The organism is Fodinibacter luteus (genome assembly GCF_039541575.1).
Classification (GTDB): Bacteria; Actinomycetota; Actinomycetes; order Actinomycetales; family Dermatophilaceae; genus Fodinibacter; species Fodinibacter luteus.
Genome location: NZ_BAABGM010000013.1, coordinates 48366 through 64745, shown reverse-complemented (window position 1 = coordinate 64745; position 16380 = coordinate 48366). Strand labels below are relative to the sequence as shown.

The following is a 16380-nucleotide window of genomic DNA, read 5'->3' as shown; positions in this document are numbered from 1 at the left end:
CGTCTCGGGTGGACCTGAGGTCAGGAGGCCGGCCAGGACTGCTCGATGTAGTCGAGCACCTCCTGGTCGCCCTTACCGGTGATCCAGTCGGTCATGCCCTTCCAGAACGTGCCCGAACCCACGGCGCCCGGCATGAGGTCGGAGCCGTCGAAGCGGAAGACCGCGTTGGGGTCCTGCAGCTGCTCGGCCGAGAGCTTGTCGATCGGCGTCTTCAGCTTCTCGATGTCCAGGCCCTTGTTGGCCGAGAGCCAGCCGCCGATGTCCGGCGTGGTGTCCGCCTTGAGGTTGGCCCAGGTGTCCGAGGACAGGAAGGTCTGGAAGGCCTTGACCTCAGGACGGTCGGCAAAGGCGGCCACGAACTCGCCGCCACCGAGCACCGGGTGGGCGGTCGCGTCCTGGGCCGGGAAGTAGAAGGCCCAGACGTCGCCGTCCTCTGCGACCTTGGTGCCCTCGGGCCAGTTGGCCGCGTAGAACGACGCCTGACGGTGCATGTAGCAGGTGCCGTCGAGGATCGGCAGTCCGGCGTCCTGGAAGGCCGTCGAGGCGATCGTCTTGACGTCGCCGAGACCGCCGTTGACGTACTTGTCGTTCTTGAGGATCTTGCCGACCTCGGCAAGCGCCGTGGCGACGGCTGGGTCGTTGAACGGGATCTCGTGGTTCACCCACTTGTCGTAGGTCTCGGGGCCCGCCGTGCGCAGCATGACGTCCTCCATCCAGTCGGTGGCCGGCCAGCCGGTCGCGTCACCCGACTCGATGCCGGCACACCACGGCTTCGTGGTGCCGTCGGTGTTGTCGGCCGCGATCTTGTCGCTCAGGGTGAGCAGCTCGGCCCACGTCGTGGGCACCTGGTAACCCTTGTCGGCGAAGGCCGAGGGCGAGTACCAGACGAACGACTTGACGTTCGCGCCCAGCGGTGCGGCGTAGAAGGTGCCGTCGACGGTGCCGTAGGCCTTCCAGTCCTCACCGAACCACTTGTCGACGTTGGCGGCCGTCTCCTCCGGAGCCGGCTTGACGGCGCCGGTGGCGACCATCGTCTGGAGCAGACCCGGCTGCGGCAGGTAGGCGATGTCGGGGGCGTTGCCACCCTTGACGCGCACGGGCAGCTGAGCCTCGAACTCCTTGGAGCCCTCGTACTTCACCGTGACGCCCGTGCACTCCTCGAACGGCTTGTACGACTCGATGTGGGACTGGTCCTCGGGGGTGACGATCGAGGTGTAGACGGTGACCGTCTTGCCCTCGAGGTCGCCGAACGCCTCGTAGGGAGCGCAGTCGATGCTGGCGGCTGCGCTGTCGCCGGTGTCTCCACCGTCGTCCGAGCCTCCGCAGGCCGTCGCGGTGAGGGCCACCGCGAGGACTCCGGCCAACGTCGCGATGCGACGCTTTGAGTGATGGGCCATGTGCCCGCCTCCATTTCACTGGTCGCGCCGAGACGCTGGGCCTCGGCGATGAGGGAACCGGGTCCAACGTAAAAGCGTTTTCACATGCCGCGCAACGATCCCGGCCCGCGAGGCGGTAACGATTGCGTAACACGGTTGGGGCGGTGTCCGATTGGTCACATCCGGACGCCTCGCGGCGCGGTCAGCGCACCGGCGCACCGATGCCCGCGACGACCGCGGGGTGGGTCGTGCCGGAGCCGTCCCGCCGTCCCGTGGCCTCCGGGAGGTCGAGCGCGACGCCGTTGGCCCCCGACGCGCGGGCCGGGACGGCCCCGACCCACGCGAGGACGAGGGTGTCCTCCCCGCGCAGGAACCGGTGGGCGCGCACGCCGCCCGTGCCGCGCCCCTTCGCGGGGTACTCGCCGTACGGCGTGACCTTGAGCGACCCTGGCTGGGTGCCCGGCAGGGCGTCGGAGGACCCGGCGGAGGTGACGACGACGGCATCCGAGGCCGGGTCGACCGCGCCGAAGAACGCGACGTGCGCGCCCGGGGCGAGGCGGATGCCGGCCATCCCCCCGGCCGCGCGGCCCTGCGGCCGCACCGCGGAGGCCGGGAAGCGCAGCAGCTGGGCGTCGTTCGTGACGAAGACGAGGTCCTCGGTGCCGTCGTGCAGCGCTGCGGCGCCGACGACGTGGTCGCCGTCCTTGAGGGCGACGAGCTCCCAGTCGGGGCGGGCCGGGTGGTCCGGCGTGACCCGCTTGACGACGCCCTGCGCCGTGCCGAGGGCGATGCCCGGGCCGTCGGGGTCGAGCGGCACGATGGTGAGCGGCTCCTCCCCGGCGGGCAGGTCGACGTAGACGGCGAGCGGCGCCCCGCCCGACAGGCTCGGCGACCCACCGAGCGGGGGCAACGTCGGCAGCTCGAGGGCCGACATCCGCACCATCCGACCGCGCGAGGTGACGAGCCCGAACTCGCCGCGCGCCGTCGTGCGCACCGCGCCGACGATCGCGTCGTGCCTGGCCCGGGCCCCCTCGCCCGGCACCGGGTCGGCGGACGAGGTGCGGGCCAGCAGGCCGGTCGAGGACAGCAGCACCCAGCACGGGTCGTCGGCGACCTCGAGCGGGGTGGCCACCGACGCGGGTGTGCCGGCGGACTCGAGGAGCACCGTGCGCCTCGGGGTGCCGTGGGCCTTGGCGACGTCGGCGAGCTCGCCCGAGACGGTGCGGTGCAACAGCTTCTCGTCGGCGAGGATCGCCTCGAGCTCCTCGATCTGGCGGCGCAGCTCGTCGCGCTCGGCCTCGAGCTCGATCCGGGAGAACCTCGTGAGCCGCCGCAGCTGCAGCTCGAGGATGTACTCGGCCTGGGCCTCGGACAGGTCGAAGACGGAGATGAGGCGCGCCCGGGCGGCCGCTGCGTCGTCGGAGGTGCGGATGAGCTGGATGACCTCGTCGATGTCGAGGATCGCGACGAGCAGGCCCTCGACGAGGTGCAGGCGGTCGCGCCGCCGGGCGAGCCGGAACTCGGTGCGGCGGCGCACGACGTCGATGCGGAAGTCGACGTAGGTGCGAAGCAGCTCCTTGAGGCCGAGGGTGCGCGGCTGACCGTCGACGAGCGCGACGTTGTTGATGCCGAAGGAGTCCTCCATCGGGGTGAGCCGGTGGAGCTGCTCGAGGACGGCGTCGGGGTTGAAGCCGTTCTTGACCTCGAACACCAGGCGCAGGCCGTGCTTGCGGTCGGTGAGGTCCTTGACGTCGGAGATGCCCTGCAGCTTCTTGGACTGCACGAGGGTCTTGACCCGCTCGATGACCTTCTCCGGGCCGACGAGGTAGGGGAGCTCGGTGACGACGATGCCCATCCTGCGCGGGGTGAGCTTCTCGACGCGGGCCGTGGCCCGGGTGCGGAAGCTGCCTCGACCGGTGAGGTAGGCGTCGCGGATTCCGTCGAGCCCGATGATCCGCCCGCCGCCGGGCAGGTCGGGGCCGGGGACGAAGCGCATGAGGTCGTCGAGCGAGCAGTCGGGGTGGGCGATGAGGTGGCGGGCGGCGCCGACGACCTCGACGAGGTTGTGCGGCGCCATGTTCGTCGCCATGCCGACGGCGATGCCGCTCGCACCGTTGACGAGGAGGTTGGGGTAGGCGGCGGGCAGCACGCCGGGCTGGGTCAGCGAGTCGTCGTAGTTCGGGACGACGTCGACGGTGTCCTCGTCGAGCCCGGCGACCATGAGGAGCGCGGCCGGGGCCATCCGGGCCTCCGTGTAGCGCGAGGCGGCCGGACCGTCGTCGAGCGAGCCGAAGTTGCCGTGCCCGTCGACGAGGGGCAGGCGCATCGTGAACGGCTGGGCGAGGCGCACGAGCGCGTCGTAGATCGCCTGGTCGCCGTGCGGGTGGTACTTGCCCATGACCTCGCCGACGACCCGGCTCGACTTCACGTGCGGGCGCTCGGGCCGCAGGCCGAGCTCGCTCATCCCGAACAGGATGCGGCGCTGGACGGGCTTGAGGCCATCCCGGGCGTCGGGCAGGGCCCGCGCGTAGATGACGCTGTACGAGTACTCGAGGAAGGCGCTGCGCATCTCCTCCTCGACGTCGATGTCGACGATCCGCTCGGCGGTCTCCTCGGGCGGGGGGGTGCTGCGCTTGGCCATGGGGTGGGGCTCTGCTCCGCGGGTGGGTCGGGCCGCGGCGTGCCGCGGCAGGGTCGTCGACCATCCTCGCCCACGGTCGGCGGGGCCCTCACGGCGACGCGCCGAACCTCCCCTCGTGCAGCACCTCGCCGAGCCCGCGGCGACGGCGCGTGCGCGCCGAGCCGGACACCCGCCCGGCCTCGGTGCCGAGGGCGACGACCCCGACGATCCGGTGCCCGCCGGGGATGCCGTGCGCCGCCCGGACCGCGTCGTGGCGCTCGGCGGGCACCCCGAAGAAGAGGGCGCCGAGCCCGGCGTCCTGCGCCCCGAGGAGGAGGACCATCGCGGCCATCGCGGTGTCGGTGTCCCAGTAGGGGACCGGCCACCGCTCGACGGAACGGTCGGTCCACCCCTTGTCCGGCTCTGCGTAGCGGTCGAGGTAGGCCGCCGGGTCGGACAGGCACAGGACGAGCGCCGGGGCCGCGGACACCCCGGCGCGCCACGCGGTGGGGGCTCGCCCGTCGTCGGCCGCCGCCCAGAAGGCCGCCCGGTCGGCTGGGTCGAGGAGGGCGACGAAGTCCCATCCCTGGCTGAAGCCGGCACTCGGGGCGCGCACGGCGAGCCCGACGAGGTCGCGCACGACCTCGCGGTCGACCGCCACGTCCGGGTCGAAGCGGCGCACCATGCGGCGGCGCAGGACGGCCTCGCGAAGCTCCACGCCCCCAGTGTGCCGGTCGGCGGGGACCTCGCCCGGACCGGGTGCGGGGGGTGGCACGATGGGCCCATGGAGGACGAGCCGCTCCCGCCGGGGTACCCCGCGGAGTGGGAGGCCGACGTCGTCCTGCGCGACGGCACCGTCGCGCACCTGAGGCCGATCCGGCCCTCGGACGGCGACGGCATCCGGCGGTTCCACAACGCACAGTCCGACGAGTCCATCTACCTGCGCTTCTTCGCCCCGCTGCGCCGCCTCAGCGACTCCGACGTCCACCGCTTCACCCACGTCGACTACGTCGACCGGGTGGCGCTCGTCGCGACGATGCGCGAGGACATCATCGGCATCGGGCGCTACGACCGCATCGACGCGCGCAGCGCCGAGGTCGCGTTCAACATCAGCGACCACTACCAGGGCAAGGGCATCGGCTCGGTGCTCCTCGAGCACCTCGCGGCCATCGCCCGCGAGTTCGGCATCGCCCGCTTCACCGCGGAGGTGCTCCCGCAGAACCGCAAGATGCTCGCGGTCTTCTCCGACGCCGGCTACGACGTGACCCGCCACATCGAGGACGGGATCGTCGAGGTCGGGTTCGACATCGAGCCGACCGACTCGTCCAAGGCCGTCGCGATGAGCCGCGAGCACCGCGCCGAGGCGCTGAGCGTGCGCTCGATCCTGCACCCGCGCACCATCGCCGTCATCGGCGCGAGCCGGCGCCGCGACTCGATCGGCAGCCAGCTGCTCGACCGGCTCGTCCAGGCCGGGTTCACCGGCACCATCCACCCGGTCAACCCGAACGTGCGCACCCTGCGGCGCCGCACGGCCTACCCGTCGGTCGCGGCCGTGCCGGGGCAGGTCGACCTCGCCGTGGTCGCGGTGCCCGCCCACGCCGTGCTCGAGGTCGTCGACGAGTGCGCCGAGGCGGGCGTCAAGGCGCTGCTCGTCGTGTCGTCCGGCTTCGCGGAGGAGGGGCGCGACGGCGCGCGGCTGCAGGCCGAGCTGCTCCGCCGGGCCCGTGGCTCGGGGATGCGGGTCGTCGGCCCCAACTCGTTCGGCCTCATCAACAACGACCCCGAGGTGCGGCTCAACGCCTCGCTCGCGCCGACCCTGCCCCCGCACGGCCGGTTCGGCCTGTTCGCCCAGTCCGGCGCCCTCGGCATCGCCGTGCTCGCGTCGGCCGCCCGCCGCAACCTCGGCATCTCGACGTTCGCGTCCGCGGGCAACCGGGTCGACGTCTCCGGCAACGACTTCATGCAGTACTGGATCGACGACGAGTCCACCGCCGCCGTCGGCCTCTACCTCGAGTCGATGGGCAACCCGCGCAAGTTCTCGCGGATCGCCCGCAACCTCGCCCTCATCAAGCCGGTCATCGTCGTCAAGTCGGGTGTCTCGCGGTTCGGCGTTCCCCCGGGGCACCGGGTGCGGCGCACCAAGGCCCGGCCCGACGTCTTCGAGGCGATGCTCAAGCAGGCCGGCGTCATCCGGGTCGAGAACGTCCACCAGCTCTTCGACATCGCCCAGCTCGTGACCCACCAGCCGCTGCCGAGGGGCGACCGGGTCGCGATCGTCGGGAACTCGACCGCGCTCGGCACCCTCACCGCCGACGCCTGCACGAGCTGGGGCCTCACCGTGGCGCACGGCCCGGTGTGCCTGCCGACCGAGGCGACGGCCGCCCAGTTCCGCACGGCGCTCGCCAGCGCCTTCGACGACCCCAAGGTCGACTCGGTGCTCACCTGCTTCATCCCCCCGCTCGTGACGAACGACGCCGACGTGGCGGCCGCGGTGCGCGACACCGCGGCCGGGGCCGACAAGCCCTGCGCCGCGACCTTCCTCGGGATGCGGGGGGTCGACGACGGGCACGCGTCGGTGACCGGCACCGGCGGCTCGACGCGCGCCATCCCCGTCTACACGATGCCCGAGGACGCCGTCCGGGCGCTCGCCGCGGCCACCCGCTACGGCCAGTGGCGGGCCAAGGACCACGGCACCCCGGTCGCCCCCGCCGGCATCAACCGGCGGATCGCCGAGGACGTCGTCCACACGGTGCTCTCGGTCGACCCCAAGGGCCGGCGCCTCGCGCACGACGAGGCGAGCGCGCTCCTCCAGGCCTACGGCGTCGACGTCTGGGGCAAGGAGGAGGCGGGCTCGGCCGACGAGGCCGTCGCGGCCGCCGAGCGGGTCGGCTACCCGGTGGTGCTCAAGTCGACGGCGCCGATGATGCGCCACCAGGGCGGGGTGAGCGGGGTGCGGGTCGACCTGCGCACCGAGGCTGCGCTCCGCGCCGGCTGGGACTCGCTCACCGAACGGCTCGCGCCGCTCGACGCGGACCGCCTCGTCGTCCAGAAGATGGCGACGCCCGGCGTGCCGTGCGTCATCACCTCGGACGAGGACCCGCTCTTCGGACCGGTCATCGGCTTCAGCGTCGCGGGGCTGCCGACCGAGCTGCTCGGGGACATCGCCTACCGCATCCCGCCGCTCACCGACGTCACCGTGTCCGAGCTCATCTCCTCGGTCAAGGCCGCCCCGGTGCTGCACGGCCACCGGGGCGCGACGCCGGTGCACCGGGCGGCGCTCGCCGACCTCATCGCGCGGGTGTCCGTCCTCGCCGACGACCTGCCCGAGGTCGCCTCGCTCGTGCTCAACCCGGTCAACGCCCACCCCGGTGGCGTGGAGGTCCTCGGCGCCGAGATCGTGCTCGCGCCGGCCCCGCGCCGTGCCGACCCGGGCCGGCGCTCGCTGACGTGAGCCGCGACGGTCGGGCGGACGTGACGGGGGCGCCGCAGGGACGGGCACAATGGGGACCATGAGCAGAGCCCCCGACGCCCCCGTCCTCCCGGCGGACCTCTACGCCGCGATCGTGCGGGCCGGGTACTACCCCGCCCTCGTCGCCGACGTCGTCGCCGCAGCCCTGGTCCGGGAGCCCATCGAGAGCCACCTCGTGCACCTCGAGACGACGTTCGACCGCGACGTCGTGCGGCGGCACATCACGGTGCTCGTCCTCACGCCGAGCCGGTTGCTCATCGCGCACGCCGACGACCACGCCGACGAGCCGCCTGCGCCCCAGGACGTCGCGACGGCGACGACGGAGTCGATCCCGCTGTCGGCGGTGCGCGGCGTCATGCTCACCCACGTCGTCGAGAACCCCTCGACCTACGTGCCGGGCAGCCTCGGCCGCGAGATCACCCTGACCCTCGGGTGGGGCACCGTGGCCAGGCTCGATCTCGTCCCCGCGTCGTGCGCCGACCCCGACTGCGACGCCGACCACGGCTACGAGGGCACGATCACCGGCGACGACATCGCCCTGCGCATCTCGGCGGCCGCCGACGGTGAGGACGCCCTGACCCAGGCGATGTCCTTCGCCCGCGACCTGTCTGCGGCCATCGGCCAGGGCTGAGCCGCCGATGACGCCCCCCGGCGGCGCGCCGGCCGACCCGGCGTCCGATGCGACCCGCCCCCCGACGGGGGACCCGTCCCCCGACCCGCCGGTCGGCCCCGGTCCGTCGCTCGCCGACGTCCTGCCGAGCGTGGCCACGAGCCTCGGGGTGCCGCGGCAGGGGGGCGAGGCACCGGCATCCGGCGGTGAGGAACCGGCATCCGGCGGCTTCCTCATGCCCCCGGCGCGACGCGCCGTCGTCGTCCTCGTCGACGGGCTCGGCCACGACCTGCTCGTGCGCCGGGCCGGGCACGCACCGTGGCTGCGCGCTCACCTCGGCACCACCCGGCGGGTCGCGAGCGGCTTCCCGTCGACGACCGCGACGTCGATGGGCACCTTCGGCACCGGCCTGGCCGCCGGCGCCCACGGGCTGCTCGGCTACGAGGTGCTCGTGCCGGGCGCCGACCGGCTGCTCAACGAGCTGTCCTGGGAGGACGGGCCCGACCCCCGCACCTGGCAGCCGCACGAGACGGTCTTCGAGGCCGTCGCGCGCGCCGGGGTCGAGGTCGTGCGGGTCGGACCGGCCTTCTTCGACGGGTCCGGGCTGACGAACGCCGCCGTGCGTGGTGGCCGGTTCGTGGCCGCCGAGTCACTCGCCGCCCGGGTCGACGCGACCGTCGCGGCGGTGCGGTCGGCACCCCGGGCGCTCGTGCACCTCTACTGGGGTGACCTCGACAAGGTGGGGCACGTCCACGGCTGCGAGTCGTGGCAGTGGGGCGACGAGCTCGAGTCCATCGACCGCGAGCTGGGCCGGCTCGCCGCGCTGCTGCCGCCCGACTGCTCGCTCACCGTGACGGCCGACCACGGCATGGTCGACGCGCCGCACGAGCTGCGCCTCGACGTGGCGCACGAGCCCGTGCTCGCGGCCGGGGTCCGCCACGTCTCGGGGGAGGCCCGGGCACCGCAGCTCTACGTCGAGGCCGGGGCGGCCGACGACGTGCGGGCCGCGTGGGCCGAGGTGCTCGGCGACCGCGCCCTCGTGCACCGCCGTGACGAGGCCGTCGGCGCGGGGTGGTTCGGCACGGTGCTGCCCGAGAACCTGCCGCGCATCGGCGACGTCGTCGTCGCCATGCGCGGGCGCTTCGCCGTCGTCGACTCGCGGCGCGCCCGGCCCGAGCTGCTCGCCCTCGTCGGGCTGCACGGCTCGCTGAGCGACGACGAGGTGGCCGTGCCCGTCGTCCACGTGCCACCCGCCGTCGTCGCCTAGGGTGTCCGCTCGTGGCTGAACTGGTCTTCTTCTCGGGAACGATGGACTGCGGCAAGTCGACGCTGGCCCTGCAGATGGACCACAACAACTCCGCGCGCGGCCGACGGGGCCTGATCTTCACCAAGCTCGACCGGATGGGGGAGTCGGTGCTGTCGTCCCGGCTCGGGCTGTCGACCCCGGCCATCGAGGTCGGCGACGAGCTCGACTTCTGGGAGGTCGTCGTCGAGTGCCTGACCCAGGGCGGCCGGGTCGACTACGTCATCTGCGACGAGGCGCAGTTCTACACCCCGGCCCAGGTGGAGCAGCTGGCCCGGCTCGTCGACGAGCTCGGCATCGACGTCCACGCGTTCGGGATCACCGCGGACTTCCGCACCGAGCTGTTCCCGGGCTCGCGCCGCCTCATCGAGCTCGCCGACCGGGTGCAGCTGCTGCAGGTCGAGGCGCTGTGCTGGTGCGGGCGCAAGGCCACGCACAACGCACGCATCGTCGACGGGGCCATGGTCGTCGAGGGCGAGCAGGTCGTCGTCGGGGACACCGGGGGCGAGAGCGCCGGCGTCGTCGAGTACGAGGTGCTCTGCCGGCGCCACTACATGCGGCGGATGAACAGCCACGCCGCGCGCGCGGCATCCCCGTCGCCGGACACCCTGCCGTTCGACCTCGACGTCTGCGCGGTCCCACCCCGACCCTGAGGCGGTTCTCCCCGTGAGGGTCGCCGGGTTTGTCGGGTGACCCGAGAAGCCCCTTCCGGGCTGGAGAAGCCTGGTCCGGTGAGGTGGGGGTGTGCCGGGTGAACCGGGCTGCGGCCGCCGCCCGGTCAGCCGGAGCCGCCGCCGCGGGTGCCGAAGACGATGTCGTCCCAGCTCGGGACGCTGGGCCGCCCCTTGCGCGGAGCCGGGGGACGTCGGGATGCCGGTGCCGACCCGCCGCCGGCGTCGTCGCCCGGGTGCCCGTGGGGTGGGGCGTCGTCGGGGATGCCGTCCCGGCGCCCACCGCGGTCGTCGCGCCCGCCGTCGGTGTCGGTGCCGGCACCGCCCTCGTGACCTTCGGTCGGCGCCGCGGGCTCCCGGGCGACGCGGACCGCGGACTCCTCCGGCCACCCGCCGACGAGGGTGTCGTCGTCGGTCGGCTCGTCGAGGTGCGCCGAGACCGGGTTGCGCCCGCGGGCGGCCCGCGGCGGCGGCACGTCGGCCGGGTCGAGAGCGAGGTCCTCGATGGGCAGGGCGTCGGCGCGCGGCCGGTCCTCGCCCGGGGTGTGCGACGGCGACGGACGCCGCCGACGTCGGCCGCGGGTGCTCTGCTGGCGCATCGCCGCCATGAGGTCGATCGGCTCGTCGTGCCCGCGCGGGCGGGGCGACACCCCGACCCCGCCGTCGGCGTCGATGTCGTAGACGTCGAGGTCGGCCGAGGGGTGGGCCCGGTGCGGGGTGGGAATGGCGCCGGGGGGCGCCGGGGCCTCCTCGCTGAGCCAGCGTGCCTCGTCGTTCGTCGGCGTCACCGACCCGCCGAGCGGCTCGTACCGCCACGTCGCCGTGCGCTGGCGCCCGCCCGCAGGGAAGATCATCGTGAGCTGCCAGGTGCCTTCGTCGTCGCGCGAGGAGTCCCACTCCGCGACGTCGCGCTCGACCCCGCGGTCGCGAAGCCGCTCGGCGACCCGATCGGCGAGGGTGAGCGGCCCGTCACCCCGGCTGCCGACGGCGCACTGGCGCGCGATGCGGGCCACGTGCTCGCGCTCGGCGAGCACGGGGCCCTCGAACCGGCGCACCTTCTCGACGGTCCAGCCGGCCCGGTCGGCGACCTCCTCGGCGGACAGGCCGCGCCGGATGAGGGCCTGGACGTCGCGCGGCCTCAGGCCCCCCTCGATCTCGATCTGCAGCTGGCCCAGGCGCGGCCGGTCGCGCCTGGCCGCGGCACGCAGCGCCTCGTCGAGGGTGAGGCGGTAGCGGCCGCCGTCGGCGTCCGCGAGCAGGAGGTGCTGGCCGTCCTCGTGGACGCCGATGAGGCGAAGGTCCTGCATGTCGGGCTCCCGGAGTGGCTCGTCGTCGTCCCGACTGTGCCATCCCGGCGGGGGCGGACGGCGCAGCCCACGCCGAGGACCTCCGGATTGCCCGCCTACGCTGGGGCCATGCCAGACCCCGTCGCCGCGCTCGCCCCCTACGACGTCGTCCTCCTCGGGTCCTTCGGCGGCCCGGAGGCACCCGACGAGGTCATGCCCTTCCTCCGCCGGGTGACCGCCGGCCGTGACATCCCCGACGCCCGCCTCGAGGCCGTCGGCGAGCACTACTTCGACCGCGGGGGCCGCAGCCCGATCAACGACCTCAACCGCGACCTGCTCGTCCGGCTGCGCGCCGAGCTCGACCGGCGCGGCATCGCGACGCCGGTCGTCTGGGGCAACCGCAACTCGGCGCCCTTCTTCGCCGACGCCGTCCACGAGGCCCTCGACCTCGGGGCGACCCGCGTCGTCACCGTCCTCACGAGCGCCTACTCGTGCTACTCCTCGTGCCGCCAGTACCGCGAGGACCTCGCGGCCGCGGTCGAGGACGTCGGCCCGGCCGCCGACGGCCTCGTCGTCGACAAGGTCCGCCCGTACGGCGGGCACCCGGGCGTCGGTCGCGCCTGGCTGCGGGCCCTCGTGGCCGCGGTCGGCGCGCTGCCCGACCCGTCGGGGGCGCGCATCCTCTACGTCACCCACTCGATCCCGACGGCCATGGACGACACCTCGGGCCCGGGCGACGGCGAGGGCAACCTCTACGTCGACCAGCACGTGCGGCTGGGTCGCCGGCTCACCGACGAGGTGAGCTCCGAGCTCGGGCTCGCGCTCGAGGGCGAGCTCGTCTTCTGCTCCCGGTCGGGGCCCCCGAGCCAGCCGTGGCTCGAACCGGACGTCAACGACCGCATCGAGCAGCTCGCCGACGAGCGAGCCGCGTCGGCCGTCGTCGTCGCACCCATCGGTTTCGTCTCCGACCACATGGAGGTCGTGCACGACCTCGACACGGAGGCCGCCGCCACGGCGCGACGGGTCGGGATGCCGTTCGTGCGGGTCGCGACGCCCGGCACCGACGAGCTGTTCGTCGAGGGCCTCGTCGACCTCCTCCTCGAGCGGGCCGCCGAGGCACGCGGTGAGGTCGTCGTCCCGGACGCCTGGCTGCCCGGTGACGTCCGCCCGTCGGTCTGCGCCCCCGGCTGCTGCCCCAACCTGCGCACCGCGAAACCCGCACTGTGCGGCAGCGACTGATGGCGACGGCATCCGACGTGCCCGAGGGCGTCGGGGCGGCCGCCCTCGAGGACGTCGCCTGCCGGGTGGCGTGGGCCGCCGGCCGGCTCGTCGTCGACGAGCGCCCCGCGGACCTCGGCGTCACCGCGAAGTCGACGGCGACCGACCCCGTCACGGAGATGGACCAGCGCAGCCAGGAGCTCATCGTCCGGCTGCTCGGCGAGCAGCGCCCCGACGACGCCGTCCTGGGGGAGGAGGAGGGCGGCTCCCCGGGAACGAGCGGGCTCACCTGGGTCGTCGACCCGATCGACGGCACGGTCAACTACCTGTACGGCATCCCCGCGTACGCCGTGTCGGTCGCCGTCGTGACCGGAGACCCGACCCGCCCGGGCCACTGGGAGGCCGTCGCCGGCGCCGTCCTCAACCCCGCGACCGGCGAGCTGTTCCACGCCCACCGCGGCGGCGGTGCGCGGCTCACGACGGATGCCGGCACACGGGTCCTGCGGGCCACCGCCGCCACCGAGCTCTCCCTGGCCCTCGTCGGCACGGGCTTCGGCTACGCGGCCGCGCTGCGGGCCCGGCAGGCCGCCCTCCTCGTCGACCTCCTGCCGCGGGTGCGCGACATCCGCCGGCACGGCGGGGCGGCGCTCGACCTGTGCGGGCTCGCGGCGGGCCGGCTCGACGCCTACTACGAGGCGGCGCTCAACCCGTGGGACCGCGCGGCCGGCGAGCTCGTCGCCCGCGAGGCCGGGGCGGTGCTCGGCGGACCGGTCGACGAGGTCACGACCCGCGACCTCGTCTGGGGGGCGGCGCCGGGCCTCGCGCAGGCCTTCGGGCCGCTCGTGCGCGAGCTGTCGGCACGGCACGTCGGGCCGGTGGACTGACCCGCGAGGGCGCTGGGGTGGACCGGCATGGCGCCGGGGGCCGGGATGGTGCACAATCACCGCGCACGGCGACACCCGGGGCACAAACACGGCAACCCGTGCGTTGTCACGGCCGGGTCACACGACGAGAGGGTGGACATCAGCATGGCAACCGACTACGACGCACCGCGCAAGACCGACGACGAGCTGTCCGAGGACTCCATCGAGGAGCTCAAGAGCCGTCGCGTCGACAAGCGCGCCTCGAGCGTCGACGTCGACGAGACCGAGCAGGCCGAGGGCTTCGAGCTGCCCGGCGCCGACCTGTCCGGTGAGGAGCTCTCGGTGCGGGTCCTGCCGCGCCAGGCCGACGAGTTCACCTGCTCGCGCTGCTTCCTCGTGCACCACCGCAGCCAGCTCGCGAGCGAGAAGTCCGGCGTGCTCGTGTGCCGGGAGTGCGCCGCCTGAGCGGCTCCCGGCGGGCCGCTGACCCCCCGCGCCCCCTCCTGCCCCCGAACGCCCCGCCCGCCGTGACCGACCCCGCCCGCGTCCCCGTCGCCGTCCGTCGCCTCCACCCCGACGCGGGGCTGCCGGCCTACAGCACCGACGGCGACGCCGGCGCCGACCTCACGAGCGTCGCCGAGGTGACCCTCGCGCCGGGCCAGCGGGCCCTCGTGCCCACCGGCATCGCCCTCGCCCTGCCGCCGGGCACGGTCGGGCTCGTGCACCCGCGGTCCGGCCTCGCGGCCCGGCACGGTGTCACCGTCGTCAACGCCCCCGGGACGGTCGACTCGGGCTACCGCGGTGAGGTCCTCGTCAACCTCGTCAACCTCGACCCGCGCGAGCCGTTCACGGTCCGGGTCGGCGACCGCATCGCCCAGCTCGTCGTGCAGCACTACGTGCACGCCGACTTCGCCGTCGCGGATTCGCTTCCGGGCAGCAGCCGGGGGGAGACTGGTCACGGGTCCACCGGCGGCTTCGGCCCGGCCGAACCCGCCTGACCCGCCACACCAGACCAGATTCGAGGACGACCCCGACGTGAGCATCTTCAAGCGATCCAAGGACTCCGGCCGCGCCTCGCGCGCGGAGCGTGACGCCGAGTCGCAGCACGCCGACGGCCGGCTCGCCGACGGTGAGGTCGAGGGCACGGGCGCGCCGGCCGACGGGTCGCCGGCCGGCGACGACGCCGCGGGCGGCGTCGACCGCAGCGACGGGCCGTGGGACGTCACCGAGGTCGACGGCCGCGACGGCCGGGTCGACCTCGGCGCGCTGTGGGTCCGCGGGGTCCAGGGCATGGAGCTGCGGCTCGAGGTCGACCAGGCGAGCCAGCAGGTCAACGCCGCCACCGCGGTGCTCGGGGACTCGGCCCTGCAGATGCAGGCCTTCGCCGCCCCGCGCTCCGGCGGGCTGTGGGAGGAGATCCGTCGCGAGATCGCCGACGCGGTCGGCTCCCAGGGCGGCACCGCCGAGGAGCACGAGGGCACGCTCGGCACGGAGCTGCGGACCCGGATGCCGTCCGCCGGCCCCGACGGCCGCACCGTCTTCGCCCCGGCCACCTTCCTCGGGGTCGACGGGCCGCGGTGGTTCCTGCGCGGCGTCCTCTCGGGGCGGGCCGCGATCGACGAGGCCGCCGCCGCGCCGCTCCTGGCCGTCCTGCGCGCCGCCGTCGTCGTGCGCGGCACCGAGCCGATGGCCCCACGCGAGCTGCTCCCGCTCGCCCTGCCGCGCGAGGCGGAGCGGGCCGCACAGGCCGCGGAGGCCGACGCGGACGCCGCCGACGAGGCCGAGCGCCGCTCCCTCGACCCCTTCGAGCGCGGCCCCGAGATCACCGAGGTGCGGTGATGAGCCTGCGCTCGCGGCTGCACGACCTGGGCAAGACCCCGGTCGAGCACCAGGCCGACGCGCTGCGCACCCAGTCCGAGACCGAGGGCGGCGACGACCTCACCGCGCTCGCCCCGCGGCACCTGGCCGTCGTGTGCGGCACGGTGCGCACCGTGACGCTGCCGCCGCGCCGCAGCGTCCCCGCCCTCGTCGCCGAGGTGTGGGACGGCAACGGCTCGGTCAACCTCGTGTGGATCGGTCGGCGCAGCATCGCCGGCATCGAGCCCGGGGTGTTCCTGCGGGCCCGGGGCCGGGTCGCCGAGGTCCGTGGCATGCCGACGATCTTCAACCCCTCGTACGAGATCGTGCCGACGACGTGACCCCCGACGCCGTGGCGCCGCACCGCCGCTACGACGCGACGCCGGAGACCGTCGAGGCGCTCATCCGGCACCGGCTCGCGACCGCCCTCGGGGGCTGGCGCGGCTCGGTCGAGACCGCCCTGCCGACGGTCGTCTTCGTCGCGATCTGGACGTGGCGGCGCGACATCGCGCTGGCCGCCGGGGCGGCGCTCGGCATCGCCCTCGTCCTCGCGGCGGTCCGTGTCGTGCAGCGCTCGTCGTTGACGCACGTCCTCGGGGCGGTGCTGGCGACCGGCATCGCGGCGTTCTTCGCCGTCCGCTCGGGGCGGGCCGAAGCGGCGTTCCTGCCCGGCATCCTCACGAATGCGGCCTACCTCGCCGGGACGCTGCTCTCCATCGCCACCCGGTGGCCGGCGGTCGGCTTCCTCGTCGGCGCGGGCGACCCGCGCGCGCAGGAGGACCCGTTCGGCTGGCGCCGGGACCGGGGGATGGTGCGGGTCTGTTCGCGGCTCACCTGGGTGCTCGTCGGCGTCTACGCCGTGCGGCTGCTCATCATGGTGCCGCTCTACCTCGCGGCCGAGGTGGCGTGGCTCGGGGCCGCCAAGATCGCCCTCGGCTGGCCGCTGTGGGTCGCGTCGCTCGCCGTCATGGGGTGGATGCTCGTCGCCGGGCACACCCCCCTCGAGCCCGGCGCAGGCCCCGGTGCGGTCGAGGAGGAGGCCGACGGCGCCCCCGAGGACGAGCCTGCCTGACGCCCCGGCCGCGGAGTGCCCGCGGTCGAGTCCCC

General features: G+C 74.5%; 15 protein-coding genes. 11 read left to right on the top strand and 4 right to left on the bottom strand.

What is annotated here, in order from left to right; translation table 11 throughout:
• Window positions 1-20 precede the first annotated feature (20 nt).
• From ABD899_RS09975 to ABD899_RS09965, 3 genes are all read right to left on the bottom strand, one after another.
• Window positions 21-1397 (bottom strand): ABC transporter substrate-binding protein, encoded by a 1377-nt coding sequence (locus ABD899_RS09975; protein ID WP_345205254.1) that lies wholly within the window; start codon window positions 1395-1397, stop codon window positions 21-23.
• 181 nt (window positions 1398-1578) lie between these two features.
• Window positions 1579-4017 carry a DNA gyrase/topoisomerase IV subunit A gene (locus tag ABD899_RS09970; RefSeq protein ID WP_345205251.1) on the bottom strand — a complete coding sequence of 813 codons (2439 nt, stop codon included), beginning with the start codon at window positions 4015-4017 and terminating at the stop codon, window positions 1579-1581.
• Between the two features lie 88 nt (window positions 4018-4105).
• Window positions 4106-4714 carry a nitroreductase family protein gene (locus tag ABD899_RS09965; protein WP_345205249.1) on the bottom strand — a complete coding sequence of 203 codons (609 nt, stop codon included), beginning with the start codon at window positions 4712-4714 and terminating at the stop codon, window positions 4106-4108.
• Window positions 4715-4780: 66 nt separating this feature from the next.
• Between ABD899_RS09965 and ABD899_RS09960 the strand changes: the two genes are divergently transcribed.
• The 4 genes from ABD899_RS09960 to ABD899_RS09945 are packed head-to-tail and all read left to right on the top strand — an operon-like array spanning window position 4781 to window position 10031.
• Complete coding sequence (locus ABD899_RS09960; protein WP_345205246.1) at window positions 4781-7447, top strand: bifunctional acetate--CoA ligase family protein/GNAT family N-acetyltransferase; 2667 nt, start codon at window positions 4781-4783, stop codon at window positions 7445-7447.
• A 49-nt stretch (window positions 7448-7496) separates the two neighbouring features.
• On the top strand, window positions 7497-8096 hold the full coding sequence (locus ABD899_RS09955) for a DUF5998 family protein (RefSeq protein WP_345205243.1): 600 nt from the start codon (window positions 7497-7499) through the stop codon (window positions 8094-8096).
• A 7-nt stretch (window positions 8097-8103) separates the two neighbouring features.
• Window positions 8104-9342, top strand: coding sequence for an alkaline phosphatase family protein (locus ABD899_RS09950; protein WP_345205241.1), 1239 nt, complete (start codon window positions 8104-8106; stop codon window positions 9340-9342).
• 11 nt (window positions 9343-9353) lie between these two features.
• Window positions 9354-10031, top strand: a complete 678-nt coding sequence (locus tag ABD899_RS09945; protein WP_345205239.1) for a thymidine kinase — start codon at window positions 9354-9356, stop codon at window positions 10029-10031.
• A 125-nt stretch (window positions 10032-10156) separates the two neighbouring features.
• Here the strand turns inward: ABD899_RS09945 and sepH are convergent, their stop codons facing one another.
• Window positions 10157-11356, bottom strand: a complete 1200-nt coding sequence (sepH, locus tag ABD899_RS09940; RefSeq protein WP_345205237.1) for a septation protein SepH — start codon at window positions 11354-11356, stop codon at window positions 10157-10159.
• A 108-nt stretch (window positions 11357-11464) separates the two neighbouring features.
• On the opposite strand from sepH, the gene ABD899_RS09935 reads away from it, so the two are divergent.
• The 7 genes from ABD899_RS09935 (at window position 11465) to ABD899_RS09905 (ending at window position 16345) form a co-directional block, all read left to right on the top strand.
• Window positions 11465-12574: a ferrochelatase gene (locus ABD899_RS09935; RefSeq protein WP_345205235.1), complete on the top strand. Its 1110-nt coding sequence runs from the start codon at window positions 11465-11467 to the stop codon at window positions 12572-12574.
• Window positions 12559-13437, top strand: coding sequence for an inositol monophosphatase family protein (locus ABD899_RS09930; RefSeq protein ID WP_345205232.1), 879 nt, complete (start codon window positions 12559-12561; stop codon window positions 13435-13437). Before ABD899_RS09935 ends, ABD899_RS09930 begins: the two co-directional genes overlap by 16 nt.
• 144 nt (window positions 13438-13581) lie before the next feature.
• Entirely contained in the window at window positions 13582-13881 is a 300-nt protein-coding gene (locus ABD899_RS09925; protein ID WP_345205229.1) for a DUF4193 domain-containing protein, read from the top strand.
• A gap of 62 nt (window positions 13882-13943) precedes the next feature.
• Entirely contained in the window at window positions 13944-14414 is a 471-nt protein-coding gene (gene dut / locus ABD899_RS09920) for a dUTP diphosphatase (RefSeq protein WP_345205227.1), read from the top strand.
• 37 nt (window positions 14415-14451) lie between these two features.
• On the top strand, window positions 14452-15255 hold the full coding sequence (locus ABD899_RS09915; RefSeq protein ID WP_345205224.1) for a DUF3710 domain-containing protein: 804 nt from the start codon (window positions 14452-14454) through the stop codon (window positions 15253-15255).
• Entirely contained in the window at window positions 15255-15614 is a 360-nt protein-coding gene (locus ABD899_RS09910; protein ID WP_345205222.1) for an OB-fold nucleic acid binding domain-containing protein, read from the top strand. Before ABD899_RS09915 ends, ABD899_RS09910 begins: the two co-directional genes overlap by 1 nt.
• Window positions 15611-16345, top strand: a complete 735-nt coding sequence (locus ABD899_RS09905; RefSeq protein ID WP_345205219.1) for a DUF3159 domain-containing protein — start codon at window positions 15611-15613, stop codon at window positions 16343-16345. The genes ABD899_RS09910 and ABD899_RS09905 overlap by 4 nt, the downstream gene beginning before the upstream one ends.
• Window positions 16346-16380 lie beyond the last annotated feature (35 nt).